Here is an 18,000-nt window from a genome sequence, read left to right on the forward strand (position 1 = left end):
ATACTTAAGGAAGAGTAATGATAGACCCATTGTCACAATTGTTTGCAGCATATCTGCATACGGTCTCTAACAGTATTACTGAAGTCTATACAGACTCAATGAATACTAGTGTGACGACAAAAACTTTAGTTTATCAGAATACCAACATTCGTTTTCAGCATCAGCTCTGGAAGATTATATCGAACAGTGTTTGCAGCAATCTCACACAACAAGCCACTCAATTCTCCAAATGCACTCAACAAGCTAAATCTATGTTTACAGAATTATGTTCAGAGCTTTCTAGCATGGATAATTTGAGCAACAAAGGCCGCAGCCTCTCTAACATGTACTGTAACGCTTCACTTAATTACAAACCTATGGTTGCTTATATTAGTGAGCCAGAGCAGAAATCAGAGCAAGAATTAAAGCTGAAAGAATGTAATTTGATGATATTGAAGGCAATGCAGGATAGTAGTGAAGAGGTTTTAAAGCAAAAAGAAAAAGCATGTGGAACTTAATACTAGAAAAAATTTATAAGGCAACTTTTAAGGCAATCTTTGGGGTTGACGTATTGTTTACTCTGCCCCCACTAACTTGAAGCCCAAATAGATTCGAAAAAACAGTTTATTTTCTTGCTAAAACTGTAGAAAAGAAAAGTTAACAAAGAAAGCAACCTGCTTATAAAACTCTATAAATATGACTGTCAAAGTTAAAGTGAGGAGTCATCGTGGCTAAAATGAAAAAGATATGTTTTGTTATTATGGGCTTTGGAAAGAAAACGGATTACTCTACAGGTAAAACACTAGACTTAGATAAGACATACAAAAATATTATACAACCAGCGGTTGAGGCCGCTGATTATCAATGTGTAAGAGGTGATGAAATTCAAGAAGCTGGCCTAATTGATAAAAGTATGTATGCATTACTTATGCAAGCTGAGTTAGTCGTAGCTGACATTTCAACTTTCAATCCAAATGCTATTTATGAGCTAGGCATCCGGCATGCTGTTAGACCTTTCTCCACTATTATAATAAAGGAAGAGGAAGGTAAAATCCCTTTTGATTTAGACCACAACAAAATTTTCCCTTACAGACATTTAGGTGAAGATATCGGTACAGATGAAGCTAAACGTTGCCAAGATGAATTAAAAGAAATTATCATAAATATAACTAAAAACACCTTTATTGACAGTCCATTATATGAATTCATTAAAGATATCAAACCTCCAAAAATTCCAGTAGCTGAGTACAAAAAAATTATAGGTGATTTAGCTCAGAAAGAAACTCATATATTTGCAATAGTCGAAAAAGCCAAAGATCACATGCTAGAAAATGAGTTTACTGAAGCTGCAAAACTCTGGGAAAAAGCAGCTGTTGCATTACCATCTGAAGATTACTTTCTTCAGCAACAAGCACTATCAATTTATAAATCTAAAAATCCCTCTGAAGCCACAGCTTTAACAGATGCATTGAGGGTAATTGAAAAATTAGCACCTGAAGGAGAATCTAATGACCCTGAGACTCTTGGTTTAATTGGTGCTATATATAAGCGCATGTGGTTTATAAACTCTGATACAGAGTGTTTAAAAAGGGCTATAAGCTATTATCAAAAAGGTTTTCAGATAAGAAATGATTATTACACAGGAGAAAATTACGCCCTTTGCTTAGATATTATTTCTAGTATTGAACAAGATGAGTGTGAAAAAAATTACTACGTAATATCAGCAAAAAAAGCTCGCGAAAAGATAATAAAAATCTTGGACAATGTAGAAACCTCAGTTAATGATGGGAATAGCAATATCGAATACAAATGGGCCTATGCAACTCTAGCAAATTGTTATTATGGACTTAAAAATGATGAGAAAGCATTTTTATTTGAAAATTTATTTGTACAATTTTCAGAAGCTCAGTGGGAAAAAGATACATTCTTTGAAAGTAAAGAAAGATTACTTAAATTAGTGAGGAAATAAAATGGCAAAAACGTACAGTATATTTATTAGTCATTCGTGGCAAAATTCTGATGATTTAGTATCACTAAGAAATTTGCTGAATGAGCGTGGTTATTTCAATGTTACTTTTGAAGAAGTAAGTAAAGATGAACCTATCAACTCCACAAATTCCCCTTACATTAAATTACGTTTAACTGAAAAAATTGAAAAATCAGATATTGTATTAGCGCTTGCTGGTATGTACGCTAGTTATAGTGACTGGATGGAGTGGGAACTAGATAAGGCAATAAGCCTTGGAATCCCTATCGTTGGAGTAATACCATGGGCACAAGAAAGAATATCAACAACAGTTTCTACCCGCTCTATAGTTGACGTTCGTTGGAATACTGAAAGTATTGTTACTGCAATTAGAAATTACGCAAAATAAATTAGATAAAAATGATAGCTGAGACAAAGTTACATTTAACAAATATAACCTTGTCTCATATTAACTTTAGAGAATAAAAAATGAAATCAACTTTTATCAGCTATTCAAAAGACGCTAGTAAAAAAGCTATTTCAATTTCAAAATATCTTTCTTCGCTAGGGGTGGAAACATTTACATTTGAAAAAAACCTAACCATCGACGCTTCCAACTTACAAGAAACAATTAAAAATAAAATTAAAAATAGTAATAATGTTATTCTCATTTTATCGGCAAAAAGCAAAAACTCTACTTGGGTTTCTCATGAACTTGGTTTAGCTTCAGCTTATAATAAACAATTATATATCTTTAAAACTTCACACAATTTAGCTTTACCTGATTATATAGGAAAAAACTTCAAAGTTTACAACAAACTATCCTCTCTAGATATTCACTATGCAGAAGGAGTTGAGGATGACTAGAAAGTTTAAAGGATCGCATCCAAATAAATATATTATTTTGGTGTTATTTTAAGTGACCTAATCTTTAACATAGCAATTCTTATAAGTTACAATAATAACCTATGCATTTACCAAGATAAAAAATGAGCATGAGCATGAACACTGAAAAAGTAAGTAAAATATTAAAAAGCCAGGATGCAAAAACTTATAATTTAGTAGAACACTATAATAACCACCTACTAGAACAATATAAAATATATTTATCTTCAGCCGAAAATATCAGTAACAGAAGACAGTCATCTAATACATTCTTCGTCACTTTAAATACAACTTTAATATCTTTAATTACATATATCAACCTAGGAGCTACTGAGAATCAAAATTATTATTGGGCAGTATCATTAATTGGGATTATTATTTCCTTTATGTGGTACAGAATTATCAGATCATATAAAGATATAAACACAGCAAAGTTTAAAGTAATTAATGAAATAGAGAAAGAACTGCCTATTAGTCCATATAAAGCGGAGTGGGAACTTTTGGGAAGAGGTAACGATTCAAAAGTTTACTTACCATTTACTAAAATAGAAGCTTATATACCTTGGGCTTTTTCATTGTTACACTTTATTGTTTTAACTGGCAGCATACTTCCGATAATATATTCTTGGCTTTGTTAAATTAAGATAAAAAAGTTAATTAATATCATTTAATTACAAGAAAGAAGTTAATTTAAACAAAAACTTCTTATTAATCTTAAATCCTACTAAACAGCTCTACTTTTCTGCACAAGAGAGCTGTTCCATTCCCCTCAAAAACCTATCAACATTCGATTCTTACTCAAATGTCCCAAGCAAATGTGCCGTGGTAATCCCTAATTCTTCTCGAACATATTCAATATCCAAATGGGCGTAAGTGCTGGCTGTTATGCCGACTCTTGTTTACCTCTCTGGCTATCACCACTCTACTATGACCGAATCATTTATTTGTGGTTTGATTCTTGAAATATAAAGCGACAAGCACTCATGACACTCCAACTCGCTATAGTTCGCCTTAAATCGTGAATGGTATCGTATTTTGACCGCATAAAGCAGAAACCTATAACTATCTTTAAGCTTGGTTTTATATTGAAAAGTTACAATGAAAAATCAGTTTCACTTCTTACAGAAAAACGAAATCAGGTATAGGTAATAGTTGTTGAAATGCTAGAACAAAAAATAAACAGAATTAGGGTAAATAAACATTTCAAATATTTCAAAGGAATTTTATTAACCTTCGCATTATTTATACTCATTAGTTCATTTGTTGGGTTTCATGGCGCTGCAAATTTCACATCCACGTTAAAAGTTTTTGGCTTTGGCATTTCGATGTATTTTGGTTTTTTAGTTCTTATGTTCCTGCCTATGGTTTTACAAAAAGTCCCTGTAATTAAGATTTTTTTGAAAATATGGCAATATTTGAAACTGTTAGCATTCAAAGCTAAAAGTAGAGCGAGGAAGTAATCAGAGCTTTGCTCTATTCAATAGCTCTCTCTTTTCACTTTCAGAGAGCCGTTCTATCTCTCTAACTAACCTATCAACATTCGATTCTTGCTCAAACGTCCCTAGTAAATGCGCTGTAGTGATACCTAGCTCAGCCCTGTTCAATATCCAAATGCGCATAGGTACTTGCTGTGATACTAATGTCGCTATGACCTAATAATTTACTGGTAGTTTGGATATTACCGCCACGCATAACGCTCCAGCTTACTATGGTGCGCCTTAAATCATGTATGGTGACAACTCTTTTTGAAACTATAGGCTTTCTCTACTCCACTAAGCTCTGCACGCTCTGTAATGCGATGCCAGAAACTGCCCTTACCTGCCTTTTCGATAACATGGCCTGATTGACTTCGCTCACTCGGAAATACAAAGCGTTCGCCTTGATAAAGCATCTTTAGCTTCTTTGGGTTAATCAATACAAGTAAACTGGACTATCGCAACATCATGATTTTTAGGTTAGAGTTTAAAAAATAGTACGAAATGGATTTCTATGAAAAAAATATCTTTACTCACAATTGTTATGATTCAGATAACGTCTTTAGCTCCGAACACTTCACAAGCTGATGAAACTTGTGCTTTTGGATATTGTTTATCAGATGAAGTTTCAAATGAATGTAAGATCAACATTTCAGAATCTATTACGAGTATAACTAGCCGAAACAGTGCTCGAATAAGAAGTGTTCTAATTCTCCAATTGGAGGAGTTGGAGCAACTAAGAAGCACCGTTATTGAGCATGAACACATTAGCTCTCTAAGTGCCATTGATCACCTTATTTTTACAACTTCTCAAAATGCACTTCATGCACAACAAAGCATTCATGATTGGCCTAACACTGAGCACGAAGATCGAATTATGGAGTTAATGCAAACGAGTATTAATAAAACGCCTTTGAATATTAGCCAGCAACAAAGTTTGAAACTGTCCACCATGATTTCTGAGTTACTAAGTCACAGGTAAAATTATGTCTCATCAACTTTTTCCATATCGCCATAATATTATTTTAGTCTGTATGATAATGTGCGGATTATTTTTAAGCATGCTTAATGATACATATGCTGTAACTAAGCATGAACAATTTGATGAACCTTGTTTAGGACAAAAATGCCCAGAATGTGGAATAGAAATATATCGATTAAACTCTAAGGGAAACGATGCATTAGATATTGAAAATTGGAATGTGAGAGTATCTTACCTTCATGGCTTGATTGAAATCAGGTCAGTGATGATTCAAGACACGACTATCTTAGCGCAAGAGTCTATTGATAAAGCTATTTTTGAAAAAGTTAAAATACTTTTATCTCATCGATACAATAACTCAATTGTTAATGATTACTTTAATGCACAAAGCTTAAGCGATATCCGCGAGTTTAAAGTCTCTTTTGAAGCTTTTCCTTTGTTGGTTTCGGAAAAGGATCAAGTAGAACTAAGCAAACTTTATGATATGAATGGATTGTAAAATCAGCTTAGGTTTTCTATTTTATTGAACAGCTCTTTTCTCTCATCTCCAGAGAGCTGTTCTATTTCCCTTACCAATCTATCCACCTTCGACTCATGCTGGTAAGTCCCAAGTAGTTGAGCTGTAGTGATTCCTAACTCAGCTCTCACCTGCTCAATATCCAAATGGGCATAGGTGCTAGCTGTAATGCTAATATCGCTATGACCTAAGAGTTTACTCGTTGTTTGAATATTACCGCCACGCATGACGCTCCAGCTTGCAATGGTGCGCCTTAAATCATGTATGGTGACGTTATCCCCTTTCTCTACGCCACGAAGCTCTGCACGCTCTGTAATGCGATGCCAGAAACTGCCCTTACCTGCTTTTTCGATAACATGACCTGATTGACTGCGATCGCTGGGAAATACAAAGCGTTCGCCTTGATTAGCGTCTTGGCTTCGCCTGGTTAAAATTTCCATCGCTTCTTTAGTGAGTGGCACAGCATGAGGTTTTTTTACTTTCATTTTGCTGGTCGGAATAAGCCAAATACCACGCTGATGATCAATCTCCCGCCACTCCATACTGAAGACACAGCTTTTACGCTGACCTGTTAATAGCAACATCATCACCACATCATGATAGATAGGTAACTCAAGTTCTAGTGCTTGCAGTAATCGACTCAATTCAAGCTTACTTAAAATACGTTCTCGTTTTGTACCAGCAAGCTTTTTGATGTGGAAAAATGGATTGGGGTTTTGGGCGCTAAACATCGATTTGAGCAGCGTTAAGCATTTATTGCGAATCGCAACAGAACTTTTGGTGATGATGAGTTTAATAAAGTTATCAGCATCGACTATCGAAATGGTTTCAGCTTTTAAATGACCAATGCGTGTTTTTATATGCTTATTCCAAATTGAATAAACATCATCTAAGGATTTTTGACGGCGCTCACCTGACTTAATTTTAATGGTGAACTCTGCAACGTAGGCATCAAACAATTGAGCAACCGTTATGGACAGTGCATCTTCTAATGCTTGGGCTTGTTTCGCCTCTCGTTTTGACTCGTTAGGGTTAATCCCTTGAGCAATATTAACCGCTATTGTTTTAGCCTGTTTACGGGCTTGATCGATGGTAATGTCTGGGGAGATTCCTATTGTAACAGTGACGTCTTTACCTAAGTGCTTGCGCCTAAAGCGAAAATACTTTTTCCCTGATGGCATAACTTCTAAAATTAGGCCGTTTACGGAGTCTCTGAGGCCTAAATCGGCAATTCTATAGCGTTTTGGGGCTATTTTTAGCTGATCAAAACAACGTTTTGTGAAGGTTAATTCTTTACCCATAATCACTTAGCCTCAAATATTGTGCCGCCTATGTGCCGCCACAGGGAACTATTTTGACTAATTTACAGTAATTTTGATTAATGTCAAAAACGACAAAAACAAGGTAACACATTGATAAATAGCATTTAGTTAAAAATGGTTAACTTTGGTTAAAGTCAACCAAACTCACTTGTGGGGAGACCATATTTTCTATTTAACAATTATCAATAACATATTAGAGCACCCAAAATTTGTGCCGCCTATGTAACGCTATAGAACATCTATTATTAGAAATTTATCTAAGTTTAAAAAACACTCGTTAATCTAAGTTATAGACTTTTGATCTAATTCTATTAGCATTATTTCAAACTAAAAAAATAGAATAATCAGTGAAAACTCATCAAATAATAATCACAGTAATAATCTCAGATGAATCACTTAACAAAATCTTCAGTGAAATAACTACTGAACAAAAAGAACAACGGCGAGCAGCTCCTAACTCTAAAGAAACTAATACAGCAGATAATCAATGTTTGTTACAAAACTTTATAGCTAACTAATCCTTATCTTCAAAACTTTCAGTGTTAAAACAGCTAGATGATAAAGCTAACGAAAGATTGGCTCAAGCTCTAGCACAAAAAATAACCGCTATCAAATTTTAGAAAACAATCACAGTTCGAAAATGTAAGCCGAGAGTGTACTAATGCATCTTCTATTTTCGAAACTTTTAAGTAAGAAGATCTTTCAGAACTATCTTACTTAAAAGGGAAGTCACAAGATAAAGTAGACAGGATTCATACAGCCATATTCTGTCAAATTGCAGGAATGACTATAATGAAGAGTATTTATTGAAGTTATTTTTACAGAGACAACTCATTGATATAAAAATCACAAGCGAACATAAACATTAAAAATGTATTGTTGAAGCCGACAAAAAGTGCCAGTCAGCTTAACAATATAGTATTAGCTAAACTGGCTCTCTTAATAATCCAGGAGTGGGAGTTACAGGATTATTTCCAACTTTTCATTTTATGACCTTTAACCGCATAAAATAATATAAACAAATAACAAGGGATCATGACTAAATAGCCACCTTGCATACCTAGCGTTGTAGCCGAGCTGGTTAATCCCCAAAATACTGGGCCAAATGCACCACCAGCAATACCCATGATTAACAATGCAGAACCAGTACTGGTTAACTTACCCATACCCGATAATGCTAATGGCCAAACTGCTGGCCAAACAATCGCGTTAGCGAGTCCTAAAAATGCAATTAATAACAAGGTGTCAGGTAAGTGCGCGCCGCCAAATGGCACCAATAAGCTTTCAGATATAACAAATGAATTGTTGTCACCAAACACAATGCCTAGCGATAACACTACACCAAGTATCGCGCTAATAAGTAAAGCATTAGGCTGGGATATAAAGCGTGGAATACAAATAATACCCAAGGTATAACCGATAACCATACAGATCATGGTGTATGACGTCATGACCCCGTAGTTTTCAACGCCCAGTGTTAATGCGTATGTACCAATAGTATCTCCCGCAATCACTTCTACGGCAACATAAACGAATAGTGCTACTACGCCCAGTGCTAAGTTCGGTCGAGCTAAAGCTTGTTTGATTTGCCCTTTACTTGTGCCCTCTTCAGCTTCATCTTGCTCAAGTTCTGGAAGCGGCGATTTTTTAACAGCAAAGGCTAGAACACCAATAAATATTGCCATTCCAAGGTAAGGAAGAATGAGACTATTTGCCATTTCATCAATTTGAACTTGGCTAAGCGTCGTACCTACGCGATCTTTGAAACTATCTAAGATAAGTGCTGTAAATACCATAGGTGCTATGACACCTGCTCCCTTGTTCAAAATGCCCATAACACTGACTCGAGCAGCAGCTGACTCTTCAGGACCTAAGCGAACGACATAGGGATTAACCGCTGTTTGAAGTAGTGTTTGCCCTGTTCCCATGACGAGTTGCGCTAGTAAGAACAATGCAAATACTTGGGTTTTAGCAGCAGGAATGAACATTAATCCCGCCAACATCATGATACCCATGCCCAATGCCATACCGTTTTTATAACCCACTTTACGGATAAGCCAAGCTGAAGGTAGTGCGGTAAACGTTACTGCAATATAGAAAGAAAATAAGATTAACGACGCTTGAAAGGGAGTAAGCTGAAGTATTTGCTTTAGATATGGCATTAACGAACCATTAAGCCATGTGGCAAACCCTAGTACGAAAAAGAGTATTGCGACAATTGCCATTGGCAGTATGCTGCTTTTTTGCTGACTATTATTCATTGTTGTTTCCATAAACCTGCTTCTTATTGTCATTGATATTTCGGCACTAACATCCAGTCAGCACCCCATATTAGTCTTATTATTATTTGAGGTTTTATCAACAGTACGATGAACTCATGTTGCTGTATATCATAGCTGTTGTGCATTTCATGTTAAAACATAAACCCGATAAAGACAACGCTGTCATTTATATTAGTAATCAAATATAGATAATAGCTGAGCAGACCCACAAATTTATCTTAGGGGCCAACAACTTAGATTCGAATAAATATTTTTCGTTGATAAAGCCACAAAAGAATAAACCATTGCACTGCCAGTAGACTCAATATTGATAGCAACTGCTGCCAATCCGATGGCGCTGCACTAATGAGTCCACCAAATAAACTATTGGCAAAGTATTGCCAGTTCATCAAACTTGATGCGATGTAGATAATGATGGCATTAGTGCCAATAACCACAAAAATGAATGACCACTTCTGCCATTTAAAAACATCTACGATTGCATAAAAAAGCGCTAGTAAGATAATGCTCCATGCACTTGTCACCAATACGAAACTACTGGTCCATAGGTCTTTATTCACTGGGATGATGACATCGAGTAACCAGCCTAGTGCTAACAACAGTAAGCCTATAACGAGCATAGTCGATACTTTTAACCACTCACCTGACAAACCAAACTTAGGCCGTTGCGGTTTAACAATGTAATGACCCACAAACACACCGATTAAACCGTTAACCACTGCGGGCAGTGTTGATAACACGCCTTCAGGATCTAAGGCTCTATTTTGATAAGCCGTGCCAGGCAGAAGTATCGAGTCCACATAAGCATTAAGGCTGTTTTCAGCCGTGAATCGGGCAAACAGTTGGTTAGTTTGATTAACCGTTGACTGCAGTAGCTCTGGGGTTTGAATGAGTTCAGGATAAGGAAGGTAGAGCTGCATAAGTCCGTAGCCAATTAACATACTGATGGCGACGATTATTTGCGTTCTGAGACTGGTATGCCATACCAACATCGCACCGATAAACCACGCGAAACCAATACGAGCAAGGACACTGGCGAATCGAACACTGTCAGGTTCTGCAGGCATTCCTGTGCCCCATCCATGGTTATATAACACACCAAGAAATATCAATAATCCCAGTCTTTTCGCAGCATGACGATATAAAGGTAAGCGCTGCTTCATAGGTAACTTATCTAAACGCTTAGGAGATAAGCCTAACGCAACACCAGAAAGAAATATAAATAGCGGAAATATGACGTCATAAAAGGTAAAACCATGCCACTGGCTATGGTGCATTTGAGCATCAAACCAATTCCAGCCAGCCCAACCTGTTAGCAAAAATAACCCTGCAAATATTCCTTCACCGCCGAGTATCCAAAACATATCAAAACCACGTAATGCATCTAACGACATTAATCGTATTTTTTTAGCGCCATCTTTAGTCGCTGAACTCGGAATCGATTCGGATTTAACGCTAATGCTGGTTGATTGAAGAGATGCTTCTGATTGATGAGTTTGCATTAACCTAGCCCTTTTTACTGCTAGAGAATACCAAATCACCATTGATATATGTTTGACTCACTTGATAGCGAGTGTAGTCATTTTTATTGGGTGTAAGTAACACAAAATCAGCTCGTTGCCCTACTGCTATTTTTCCCAACTTTGGTTGCTGTAAATACTGAGCAGGATACAAAGAAGCCATTCTTAATGCTTCTTCAAACGAGACGCCTAACATGTTAACGGTATTATTAACTGCGCCGACCATATCAAGTACACAACCTGCTAGTTCACCTGACTTTGCGTTTAATCTATCGCCTTGGCGTATAACCTCTGTACCAAACAATTCAAAACTGGCATCATCATCAAGCCCTACAGGTGGCATGGCATCAGTAACCAACATTACCTTACCTTGAGGTTTAGCTTTAAGTGCCACTCTAGCGGTTGCACTATGGACATGATGTCCATCAACAATTAATCCACACCATGCGTCATCACTTTCTAGCGCTGCACCAACCATTCCAGGAGCTCGAGACTCAAAAGCTGACATGGCATTAAACAAATGGGTAAACGCATTCGCGCCAGCATTTAATGCTGCTACGACAGTCTCGTAATCTGCATTTGAATGCCCTAAACAGACTTTGACATCGTTTGCGACCAAGGTTTTTATCACTTCTACCGAAACATTCTCAGGCGCTAAGGTGACAACTTTTATACCAAGATCTTTCCTGGCAAAAATGGCTAACTCTTCATCTGAAATACTGCGTATAAATGACTGAGGATGAACACCTTTTTTCGGGACACTTAAATGTGGTCCTTCAAAGTGAATGCCTAATACTCCTGCAGATTGTAGCTTGATAGCCTCAGCAACCGCATCTGCCGCTTGCGCCATAACTTCAACTTTATCAGTTATCAGAGTTGGCAAGAAACCAGTGGTTCCAAACTGAGCGTGAGCACGTCCTATTGTTTCAATACATTCAACAGTGGGTGAGTTATTGAATAACGCGCCGCCACCGCCATTAACTTGAACATCAACAAACCCTGGCACTAACGTACCTTGTAAACGTGTTTCTTTCACATTCGCTACAGAGTTCAAGGCAATTATTTTGCCATCTTCTATAGAAATTGCTGCATCTTGATGAAACTGCTGACCATCAAAAAAACGTTCTACTATTAGGGTTTGTCTCATACTGTTCTCTTTATACTTATTCTCGTTAACACTAAGTTCGTTTTACTAATTAGCTAATTTGCTTAACTTATGTGATTAGAGTGTTTGAGTGACTTTTTTAAGCCCTTCAGGCTGATCTGGATCTATTCCACGCGCAATGGCAACTGCTGCAACATCAATGTAAAAGCGTTGTAGTAATGCAAGTGGCGCCACACGAGGATGAATATCAGCTGAAGTTTGATTTAAATGAACTAAATCAGCGCCACGTTGTTTAACGTTAGCAATTTGCTCTATATGACTTTCATATGACTCATCATTAATACAAGCATCTACGATAGCTAATTTCTTTTCAACCAAAGTTACCGGCCCATGTAAAAACTCTGCGCTACTGAAAGCTTCAGCATGAATCGAGCAAACTTCTTTCATTTTTAGGGCGATTTCTTTCGTTACCGCATAACCTAAACCACGGCCTAGAACGACGAGGTTATTAACCCCTTCTAAAGACTCTGCGGTCAGTTGTGGCTCCGCATCAACTGCTGTTTGCAATGCCGCTGGCATTGAATCAACTGCTGCTGCTAAAGATTCACTTTGCGTCCACTCAGCGGTTAACTGCACAATGGCAGATAATGTCGCTAAATAACTTTTAGTGGCAGCTACTGCTTTTTCTTCACCCGCTCTAAGCGGTAATACCACATCGACAATATCTTTAATTGGCGCAGTTTCATCATTAACTAATGCCACACAAAAAGCACCTGCATTTTTAGCCATTCTTGCTTGCGCTAAAATGTCTGGGCTACGGCCTGATTGCGAAATAACAATCACTAACCCGCCCTCTAATTGCAGCGACTTACCATACACGCTGGCAACAGATGGTGCTGCTGCAAATGTTGGAATGCCGACTTCAATTTCAAATAAGTACTTAGCAAACACACCTGCATGATCGGAAGAACCACGACCAACAATCATCACAAACTTTGGTTTAAAACTACGAAGCTTTTCACCTAACTCTTTGGTTAAGCCTGCATTAGCTGCGAGTTGCTCAGCGATTTTTTGAGGTGCTGAACGTGCTTCGCGTTCCATAATTGTATTTGTCATCGAGTTAACCTTTATTAAATTACAAGTTGATTCATTGAATTATCTAGTGCTGTTCGTTGAGTTAGCTCAGCCTCAACACTGTAAATTTGTTTAATATTTATTGCCCACTTGGGCTTGCCTACTTTGGATTTTCTATTGTTGCTCAGCAGTGCTTTGCTCATTTTTTTCAACCAAATCTTGTTGAGAAAGAGCTTGTTGAGCATATTGTTGTTGGGCAAAAAGAATGGCACCAATTTCCGGTGGAGACATAGCCATTTCGACCTTGCATGCCACATCGGTATCAAGCCAACGGTTTAAAGGTTCTGCCAAACCGCCTATCATTGAAAATCGAGTGGGATTAATCGCGAATAGTTTCCTCGCCATTTCACTAATATATTTAGCACCTTGGTTTACAATCCCCATCGCGACTGCATCACCTTGTTCTGCACATTGCAGCACCGTGCGCGCTAACTTGGCATAAGTACTAGAAGATTGGCCAGCAAGATGTTCAACAATCCCCATAGCATCATTGACATTTAAATGGGCTAAAATAGCATGGGTTAACGCAGTGTTTTCAGCAAAGCCATCCAGGTTAAGTAATACATGTTCAGCCGCTTTTTGACCTAACCATGCCCCACTGCCTTTATCACCTAAAGCAAAACCGTGCCCGCCTATGAGTAGACTTTCATCACCTACATGGGCAAAGCCACATGAACCCGTTCCGGTGATAATGACTGCGCCATCAGCACCGTTATGAGCACCGATACAAGCGGTATGTAGATCGGTGGTTAAATACATTTGCGCAAACGGATGTTGCCATTGGTTAATCTGATTAAATAAGCGTGACACGTTTACGCCAGCAAGCCCTAATCCTGCGATCAGATGCTTAGTATCTGCAGTCGTTAAATTGGCGTCAGCCAAAGCCAAGTGGGTTGACTCTATAATTGAATTAAAAGTTTGTTCTAACCCATGAAGAGGGTTAGCTCTACCAGCTACACCAGTACCAATCACACCTTTTACTTCACTATAGATTGTTGCGCGGCACTTGCTTCCACCGCCGTCAATACCAATATAAAGCTGTGATTCATTTTGCTGATTAACGACCATGACATCCCTCTTATCGCTATGACCCAAACCTTATTGAAACTAAATATATAAGGCTTTTCGTATAAGTTAACTTTATGTTACACCACAAATGACAGCGTTGTCATTTGTTTTTTAGATACCTTACTAAACAGCCTCCAAGAATCAAACTAAAGCATTGATAATATTGAGTAATTATTCTTAACAAAGTTCACTAGTAATAGATTTTTTGCCCCCCGCAAAACAAAAAAGACGTTAACATTTAAGTTAACGTCTTTTAAAAGAGATAATTCACCGTTGATCAAGCTAGCTATAAAGTGAGTGAGCGCCCTTTACGATCTCCTGACGGAGATATCGCTCTTATCTCTATTTTACCTTCTACTTTTACAGGCTGTTGATATTCAATCCATTCAGCTGAATTGCTTGATGCGCTAGTTTTAGTGTTATGCAGTACTCGGTACTCAATTCTCAAACCAGGGAAAGCAATATTGGCGTGTAATAAACCATCCACGATTTTAGTCCCCACTGTCGGAATACGATATTCAATTCCTGCAATATCAAGTTTAGCCAGTTCTTTATGGCCCAAAGTATTGGCAATGCTATTCCATTGTTGCTGCTGCTCAAGCCTCATTTCGCCTGTAAAATAGTTTGTCTCACTACTATAAACTGCACCTTGGTACTGATATGGCACTTCCCACTTAGCTTTATGCCAAGCTTTTTCTGCCAACATTAATACCCTTGGGAACATCATGTATTCAGCGACTTGCTCACTACGAATAGTTTCACTCCAAATTTGACCTTGAATACCGCTAAAACCTTTACCTTGTTGTAAAGGTTCTGACACCACTCGCCCTTGTTCATCTTTCTTAATGGTATCGTCAGCGGTGAAAGGGTTATTTTCTATATCATTCCATTGCTCAGCATTAGCAGGCAAATTGTCGGCCATAAAACTAAAGATTCTTTGACTATTCAATGCACGAGACGCCCAGTAATAACCATGCTCTTTAGGATCAGCTTCATAAGGGAAATCAAAATATAGAACTTCTGGATTTGAAAGCACGGTATCCCAACCGAGGTTGGCCTGCTTGTGCGCTCTTAGGAAGCCATTATGAGAAATCACATCCCAGATATTTGACTGAGATTTTTTAGGCATATTGTCAGGGTTAGTATGGCTCATACCATCACTCCAACCCGCTGGCTCTATGCCTTTTTTATCAAGCATATTGGCTAAACGTTCGATAAAGTAAGCGCCTAAGTCATCAATTGAATTAACGCCTTGGTCATTATTGGCGACAAAATCAATGCATTGAGGTGATTGCTTCCATGCACCCGCTGTTTCATCCGCGCCGATATGGTATCGATGTAGAGGATGACCCGCTTGTTTGTGCAGCTTTGCTATCTCATCAATCACTTTATCAACAAAATGATATGTCGACTCTAAACAAACGTTAAGCGTGTTGTCATCGTAATATTGGACTGACGAATACACCGTTTTATCATTAGCATCTGCAAGCAAATATTCATTAGCCGCTTTACTATCACCCGCCTCAATGAACTTACGGTATCGTGCGTCCATTGACTTTATTGCTGCACGTGAATGACCTGGCATATCCATTGATGGAATGACTTCAATTTGACGTGCTGTGGCATATTGTAAAATCTCAATATAATCAGCTTTACTGTAAAAACCATTAACACTGGCATCTGCAAATGGTCCACTACCAAGTTGCGGGATCAAACATGTTGTTTCACTCAAATCGTGACAACGCTTGCTGCCGATATCAGTAAGTTCTGGCAAGCCATCAATTTCTAAGCGCCAAGCTTCATCATCTGCCATGTGCAAATGTAATTTATTAAGCTTGTAAGCGGCCATTTGCTCGATTAAATCTAAAATAAGCTGCTTACTATGAAAATTACGCGCAACATCAATATGCATACCACGAAAGTCATAACGCGGGGCATCATCAACAGTCATAGTATTTAACGCCAATGTTTGCGTATCGATTAGTGACGAAAGAGAAGATAAGCCATATGAGAATCCAGCACTATTAGCCGCTGTGATATTAATACTATCTCGAGTAATTTCTAGCTGGTAAGCACCTATGGCAGCGTCATTATCAGTTTTAATTAACTTCAGCGGAATGCCTGAGTCAGTTTGCTTAACGCCTAACCTCACAAGCCTTGATAAAGCCGCCGCGACATCATTTGATTCAACTTGGTTGTAGATAACCTTAATACCATTGCTCAAGCTTACTGGCGTATTCTCAGATGATACTTGAATATTTAATGGCGTTGGAATTATACGATTAATCACTGCAGAGCTATCGTCCTTGAGAGACTGATTTGCTTCAAACAATTTGTCACTGCGACTCCACGCTAAGTTATCAGTTGGCGTTCTGCGATAATGCTTTTTTTCATCAGTGAAAGCTTCGACATAAGGTCTCACTTCCATTCCTGTTTCAACGTCTACGGCTATTTGTGTACTTGTGATAACAACAGGATCAAGCCCATCAACCACGATGTAATAATTTGGCATTGGGTCGGTTTCAGATAACTGCCACAACTCGCCTCTAAATCCAATCGTTTTCGTGACGCCTTCACTAAAACCGCTAAATTGTTCAGTGGGGGTGATTTTATGTAAGTCACCTTGAACTCGCGTGATCGCGAACTCTGGATTAAGCACGTCCTGAACGGGACGCATCTGACTATAAAATATAGTCCAGTCAGATCCCGTTATATTGATTGAACTGGTTAAGTCAATTTCAGCAATAAAACAACGTTGGTCAGTTTGTTCTGGTAAGCAACTTTCTTCTGGTACGTTGCTGACCATTCGATAAGTTACATTTAAATCTTGCCCAAATTGCTGGAGTGATAATTGTGTCCATTTATTAGAATTCGCTTGGGAGATTAATTCAGCATCTGTTCTAGAATTAATATCAGGGTTGGCGTCATTATTTAGCGGTTGTTGAGAAGCGTGTTTACAACCTGCAACACCCAAAGACAGAAGTAACGCTGATGCAATAATGGTCTTTTTCATATATTCCTCAATTTATCCCTAAATCTAAAATTAATGGTTTTATCACTTCAGCCTCGATATTCGAAACTACAGCTTTATGGTAATCACATGTCAGATCATTCGGGGTATTCACTAAAAGCCTCATGTCATAAATGATGATAGTGATAACTTTTAGTATTTTTACGTTAAAAAATACAGATAAGAACAGCCAACATTTTATACCGCACCCTAAAATAGATAAAAAAATAGCCGAAGACAAATTGTGCCTCCGGCTTATACCTGTTTACTCGTTTCTGGGGAGAGACTGAGAGACTAAAAGTATAAAAGCCAATCGTACTTCGCCCGACCGAAATACAATTAACAGCATAGATAATAATGACCTGTAATTATCCATGTTGACCTTAAAACAACGAATCACACAAGCATGACAACGCTGTCATTTATTAATTTACCGAATATAGAAGCTTATTTCTACATTTTTTTCGCATTTAGATACATTAAATTAACAGGTAGACTTTTATCCTAATAAATACAATAACTTGTCAATATTGAAAAACCTTAATTAAAACTTAACCAGCGTCTTAAGCTAATTAGTGAGATGTGATAAGTCGCTGCTTATAAAGATGGATGAAATAGATAGGGAATACAGGTCAAGAATATAGTTAGAAAAAGTAGGTTAAAAATAAAGCTGGAAAATAGATTAGATAAGCAATTGATAATGCATATATTAAGATCTAGTTATGGGCCGTAAAACAATTTACATAAAAAAAGGC

The 18,000-nt window shown here is 37.7% G+C and carries 16 protein-coding genes; 7 read left to right on the top strand and 9 right to left on the bottom strand.

All coding sequences use genetic code 11. From position 1 onward, the window contains the following. Nucleotides 1-17 precede the first annotated feature (17 nt). From FPK91_RS07365 to FPK91_RS07385, 5 genes are all read left to right on the top strand, one after another. On the top strand, nucleotides 18-497 hold the full coding sequence (locus FPK91_RS07365) for a hypothetical protein (protein WP_144210043.1): 480 nt from the start codon (nucleotides 18-20) through the stop codon (nucleotides 495-497). Between the two features lie 218 nt (nucleotides 498-715). Next, entirely contained in the window at nucleotides 716-1,948 is a 1,233-nt protein-coding gene (locus FPK91_RS07370; RefSeq protein ID WP_227006753.1) for a TRAFs-binding domain-containing protein, read from the top strand. A 1-nt stretch (nucleotide 1,949) separates the two neighbouring features. Next, nucleotides 1,950-2,354, top strand: a complete 405-nt coding sequence (locus FPK91_RS07375; RefSeq protein ID WP_144210047.1) for a TIR domain-containing protein — start codon at nucleotides 1,950-1,952, stop codon at nucleotides 2,352-2,354. 80 nt (nucleotides 2,355-2,434) lie between these two features. Then, nucleotides 2,435-2,812: a toll/interleukin-1 receptor domain-containing protein gene (locus FPK91_RS07380; RefSeq protein WP_144210049.1), complete on the top strand. Its 378-nt coding sequence runs from the start codon at nucleotides 2,435-2,437 to the stop codon at nucleotides 2,810-2,812. 134 nt (nucleotides 2,813-2,946) lie between these two features. Then, on the top strand, nucleotides 2,947-3,468 hold the full coding sequence (locus FPK91_RS07385) for a RipA family octameric membrane protein (RefSeq protein ID WP_193559183.1): 522 nt from the start codon (nucleotides 2,947-2,949) through the stop codon (nucleotides 3,466-3,468). Nucleotides 3,469-4,420: 952 nt separating this feature from the next. Here the strand turns inward: FPK91_RS07385 and FPK91_RS21065 are convergent. Together FPK91_RS21065 and FPK91_RS21070 are read right to left on the bottom strand one after the other, a co-directional pair. Then, the gene (locus FPK91_RS21065; RefSeq protein WP_227006712.1) at nucleotides 4,421-4,522 is read right to left on the bottom strand and encodes a hypothetical protein; all 102 of its coding nucleotides are present in this window, start codon (nucleotides 4,520-4,522) and stop codon (nucleotides 4,421-4,423) included. A 31-nt stretch (nucleotides 4,523-4,553) separates the two neighbouring features. After that, nucleotides 4,554-4,721, bottom strand: a complete 168-nt coding sequence (locus FPK91_RS21070; protein ID WP_227006713.1) for a hypothetical protein — start codon at nucleotides 4,719-4,721, stop codon at nucleotides 4,554-4,556. A gap of 98 nt (nucleotides 4,722-4,819) precedes the next feature. Here FPK91_RS21070 and FPK91_RS07400 point away from each other — a divergent pair, with 98 nt between their 5' ends. Together FPK91_RS07400 and FPK91_RS07405 are read left to right on the top strand one after the other, a co-directional pair. Then, on the top strand, nucleotides 4,820-5,287 hold the full coding sequence (locus tag FPK91_RS07400) for a hypothetical protein (protein ID WP_144210051.1): 468 nt from the start codon (nucleotides 4,820-4,822) through the stop codon (nucleotides 5,285-5,287). Nucleotides 5,288-5,291: 4 nt separating this feature from the next. Continuing rightward, nucleotides 5,292-5,786, top strand: coding sequence for a hypothetical protein (locus FPK91_RS07405; RefSeq protein ID WP_144210052.1), 495 nt, complete (start codon nucleotides 5,292-5,294; stop codon nucleotides 5,784-5,786). A gap of 2 nt (nucleotides 5,787-5,788) precedes the next feature. Here the strand turns inward: FPK91_RS07405 and FPK91_RS07410 are convergent, their stop codons facing one another. The 7 genes from FPK91_RS07410 to FPK91_RS07440 form a co-directional block, all read right to left on the bottom strand. Continuing rightward, nucleotides 5,789-7,105 carry a tyrosine-type recombinase/integrase gene (locus FPK91_RS07410; protein WP_144210055.1) on the bottom strand — a complete coding sequence of 439 codons (1,317 nt, stop codon included), beginning with the start codon at nucleotides 7,103-7,105 and terminating at the stop codon, nucleotides 5,789-5,791. A 989-nt stretch (nucleotides 7,106-8,094) separates the two neighbouring features. Further along, entirely contained in the window at nucleotides 8,095-9,399 is a 1,305-nt protein-coding gene (gene nagP / locus FPK91_RS07415) for an N-acetylglucosamine MFS transporter NagP (RefSeq protein WP_144210057.1), read from the bottom strand. A 242-nt stretch (nucleotides 9,400-9,641) separates the two neighbouring features. Beyond that, nucleotides 9,642-10,802 carry a transmembrane glucosamine N-acetyltransferase NagX gene (gene nagX / locus FPK91_RS07420; protein WP_227006754.1) on the bottom strand — a complete coding sequence of 387 codons (1,161 nt, stop codon included), beginning with the start codon at nucleotides 10,800-10,802 and terminating at the stop codon, nucleotides 9,642-9,644. Nucleotides 10,803-10,914: 112 nt separating this feature from the next. Then, entirely contained in the window at nucleotides 10,915-12,075 is a 1,161-nt protein-coding gene (gene nagA, locus FPK91_RS07425) for an N-acetylglucosamine-6-phosphate deacetylase (protein WP_144210061.1), read from the bottom strand. Nucleotides 12,076-12,150: 75 nt separating this feature from the next. Further along, entirely contained in the window at nucleotides 12,151-13,149 is a 999-nt protein-coding gene (gene nagB-II, locus FPK91_RS07430) for a glucosamine-6-phosphate deaminase NagB-II (protein WP_144210063.1), read from the bottom strand. A 132-nt stretch (nucleotides 13,150-13,281) separates the two neighbouring features. Further along, nucleotides 13,282-14,235, bottom strand: coding sequence for an N-acetylglucosamine kinase (gene nagK / locus FPK91_RS07435; protein ID WP_144210065.1), 954 nt, complete (start codon nucleotides 14,233-14,235; stop codon nucleotides 13,282-13,284). A gap of 286 nt (nucleotides 14,236-14,521) precedes the next feature. After that, nucleotides 14,522-17,248 (bottom strand): family 20 glycosylhydrolase, encoded by a 2,727-nt coding sequence (locus FPK91_RS07440; RefSeq protein WP_144210067.1) that lies wholly within the window; start codon nucleotides 17,246-17,248, stop codon nucleotides 14,522-14,524. Between the last annotated feature and the right edge of the window lie 752 nt (nucleotides 17,249-18,000).

This window comes from Shewanella donghaensis (assembly GCF_007567505.1).
Lineage (GTDB): Bacteria > Pseudomonadota > Gammaproteobacteria > Enterobacterales > Shewanellaceae > Shewanella > Shewanella donghaensis.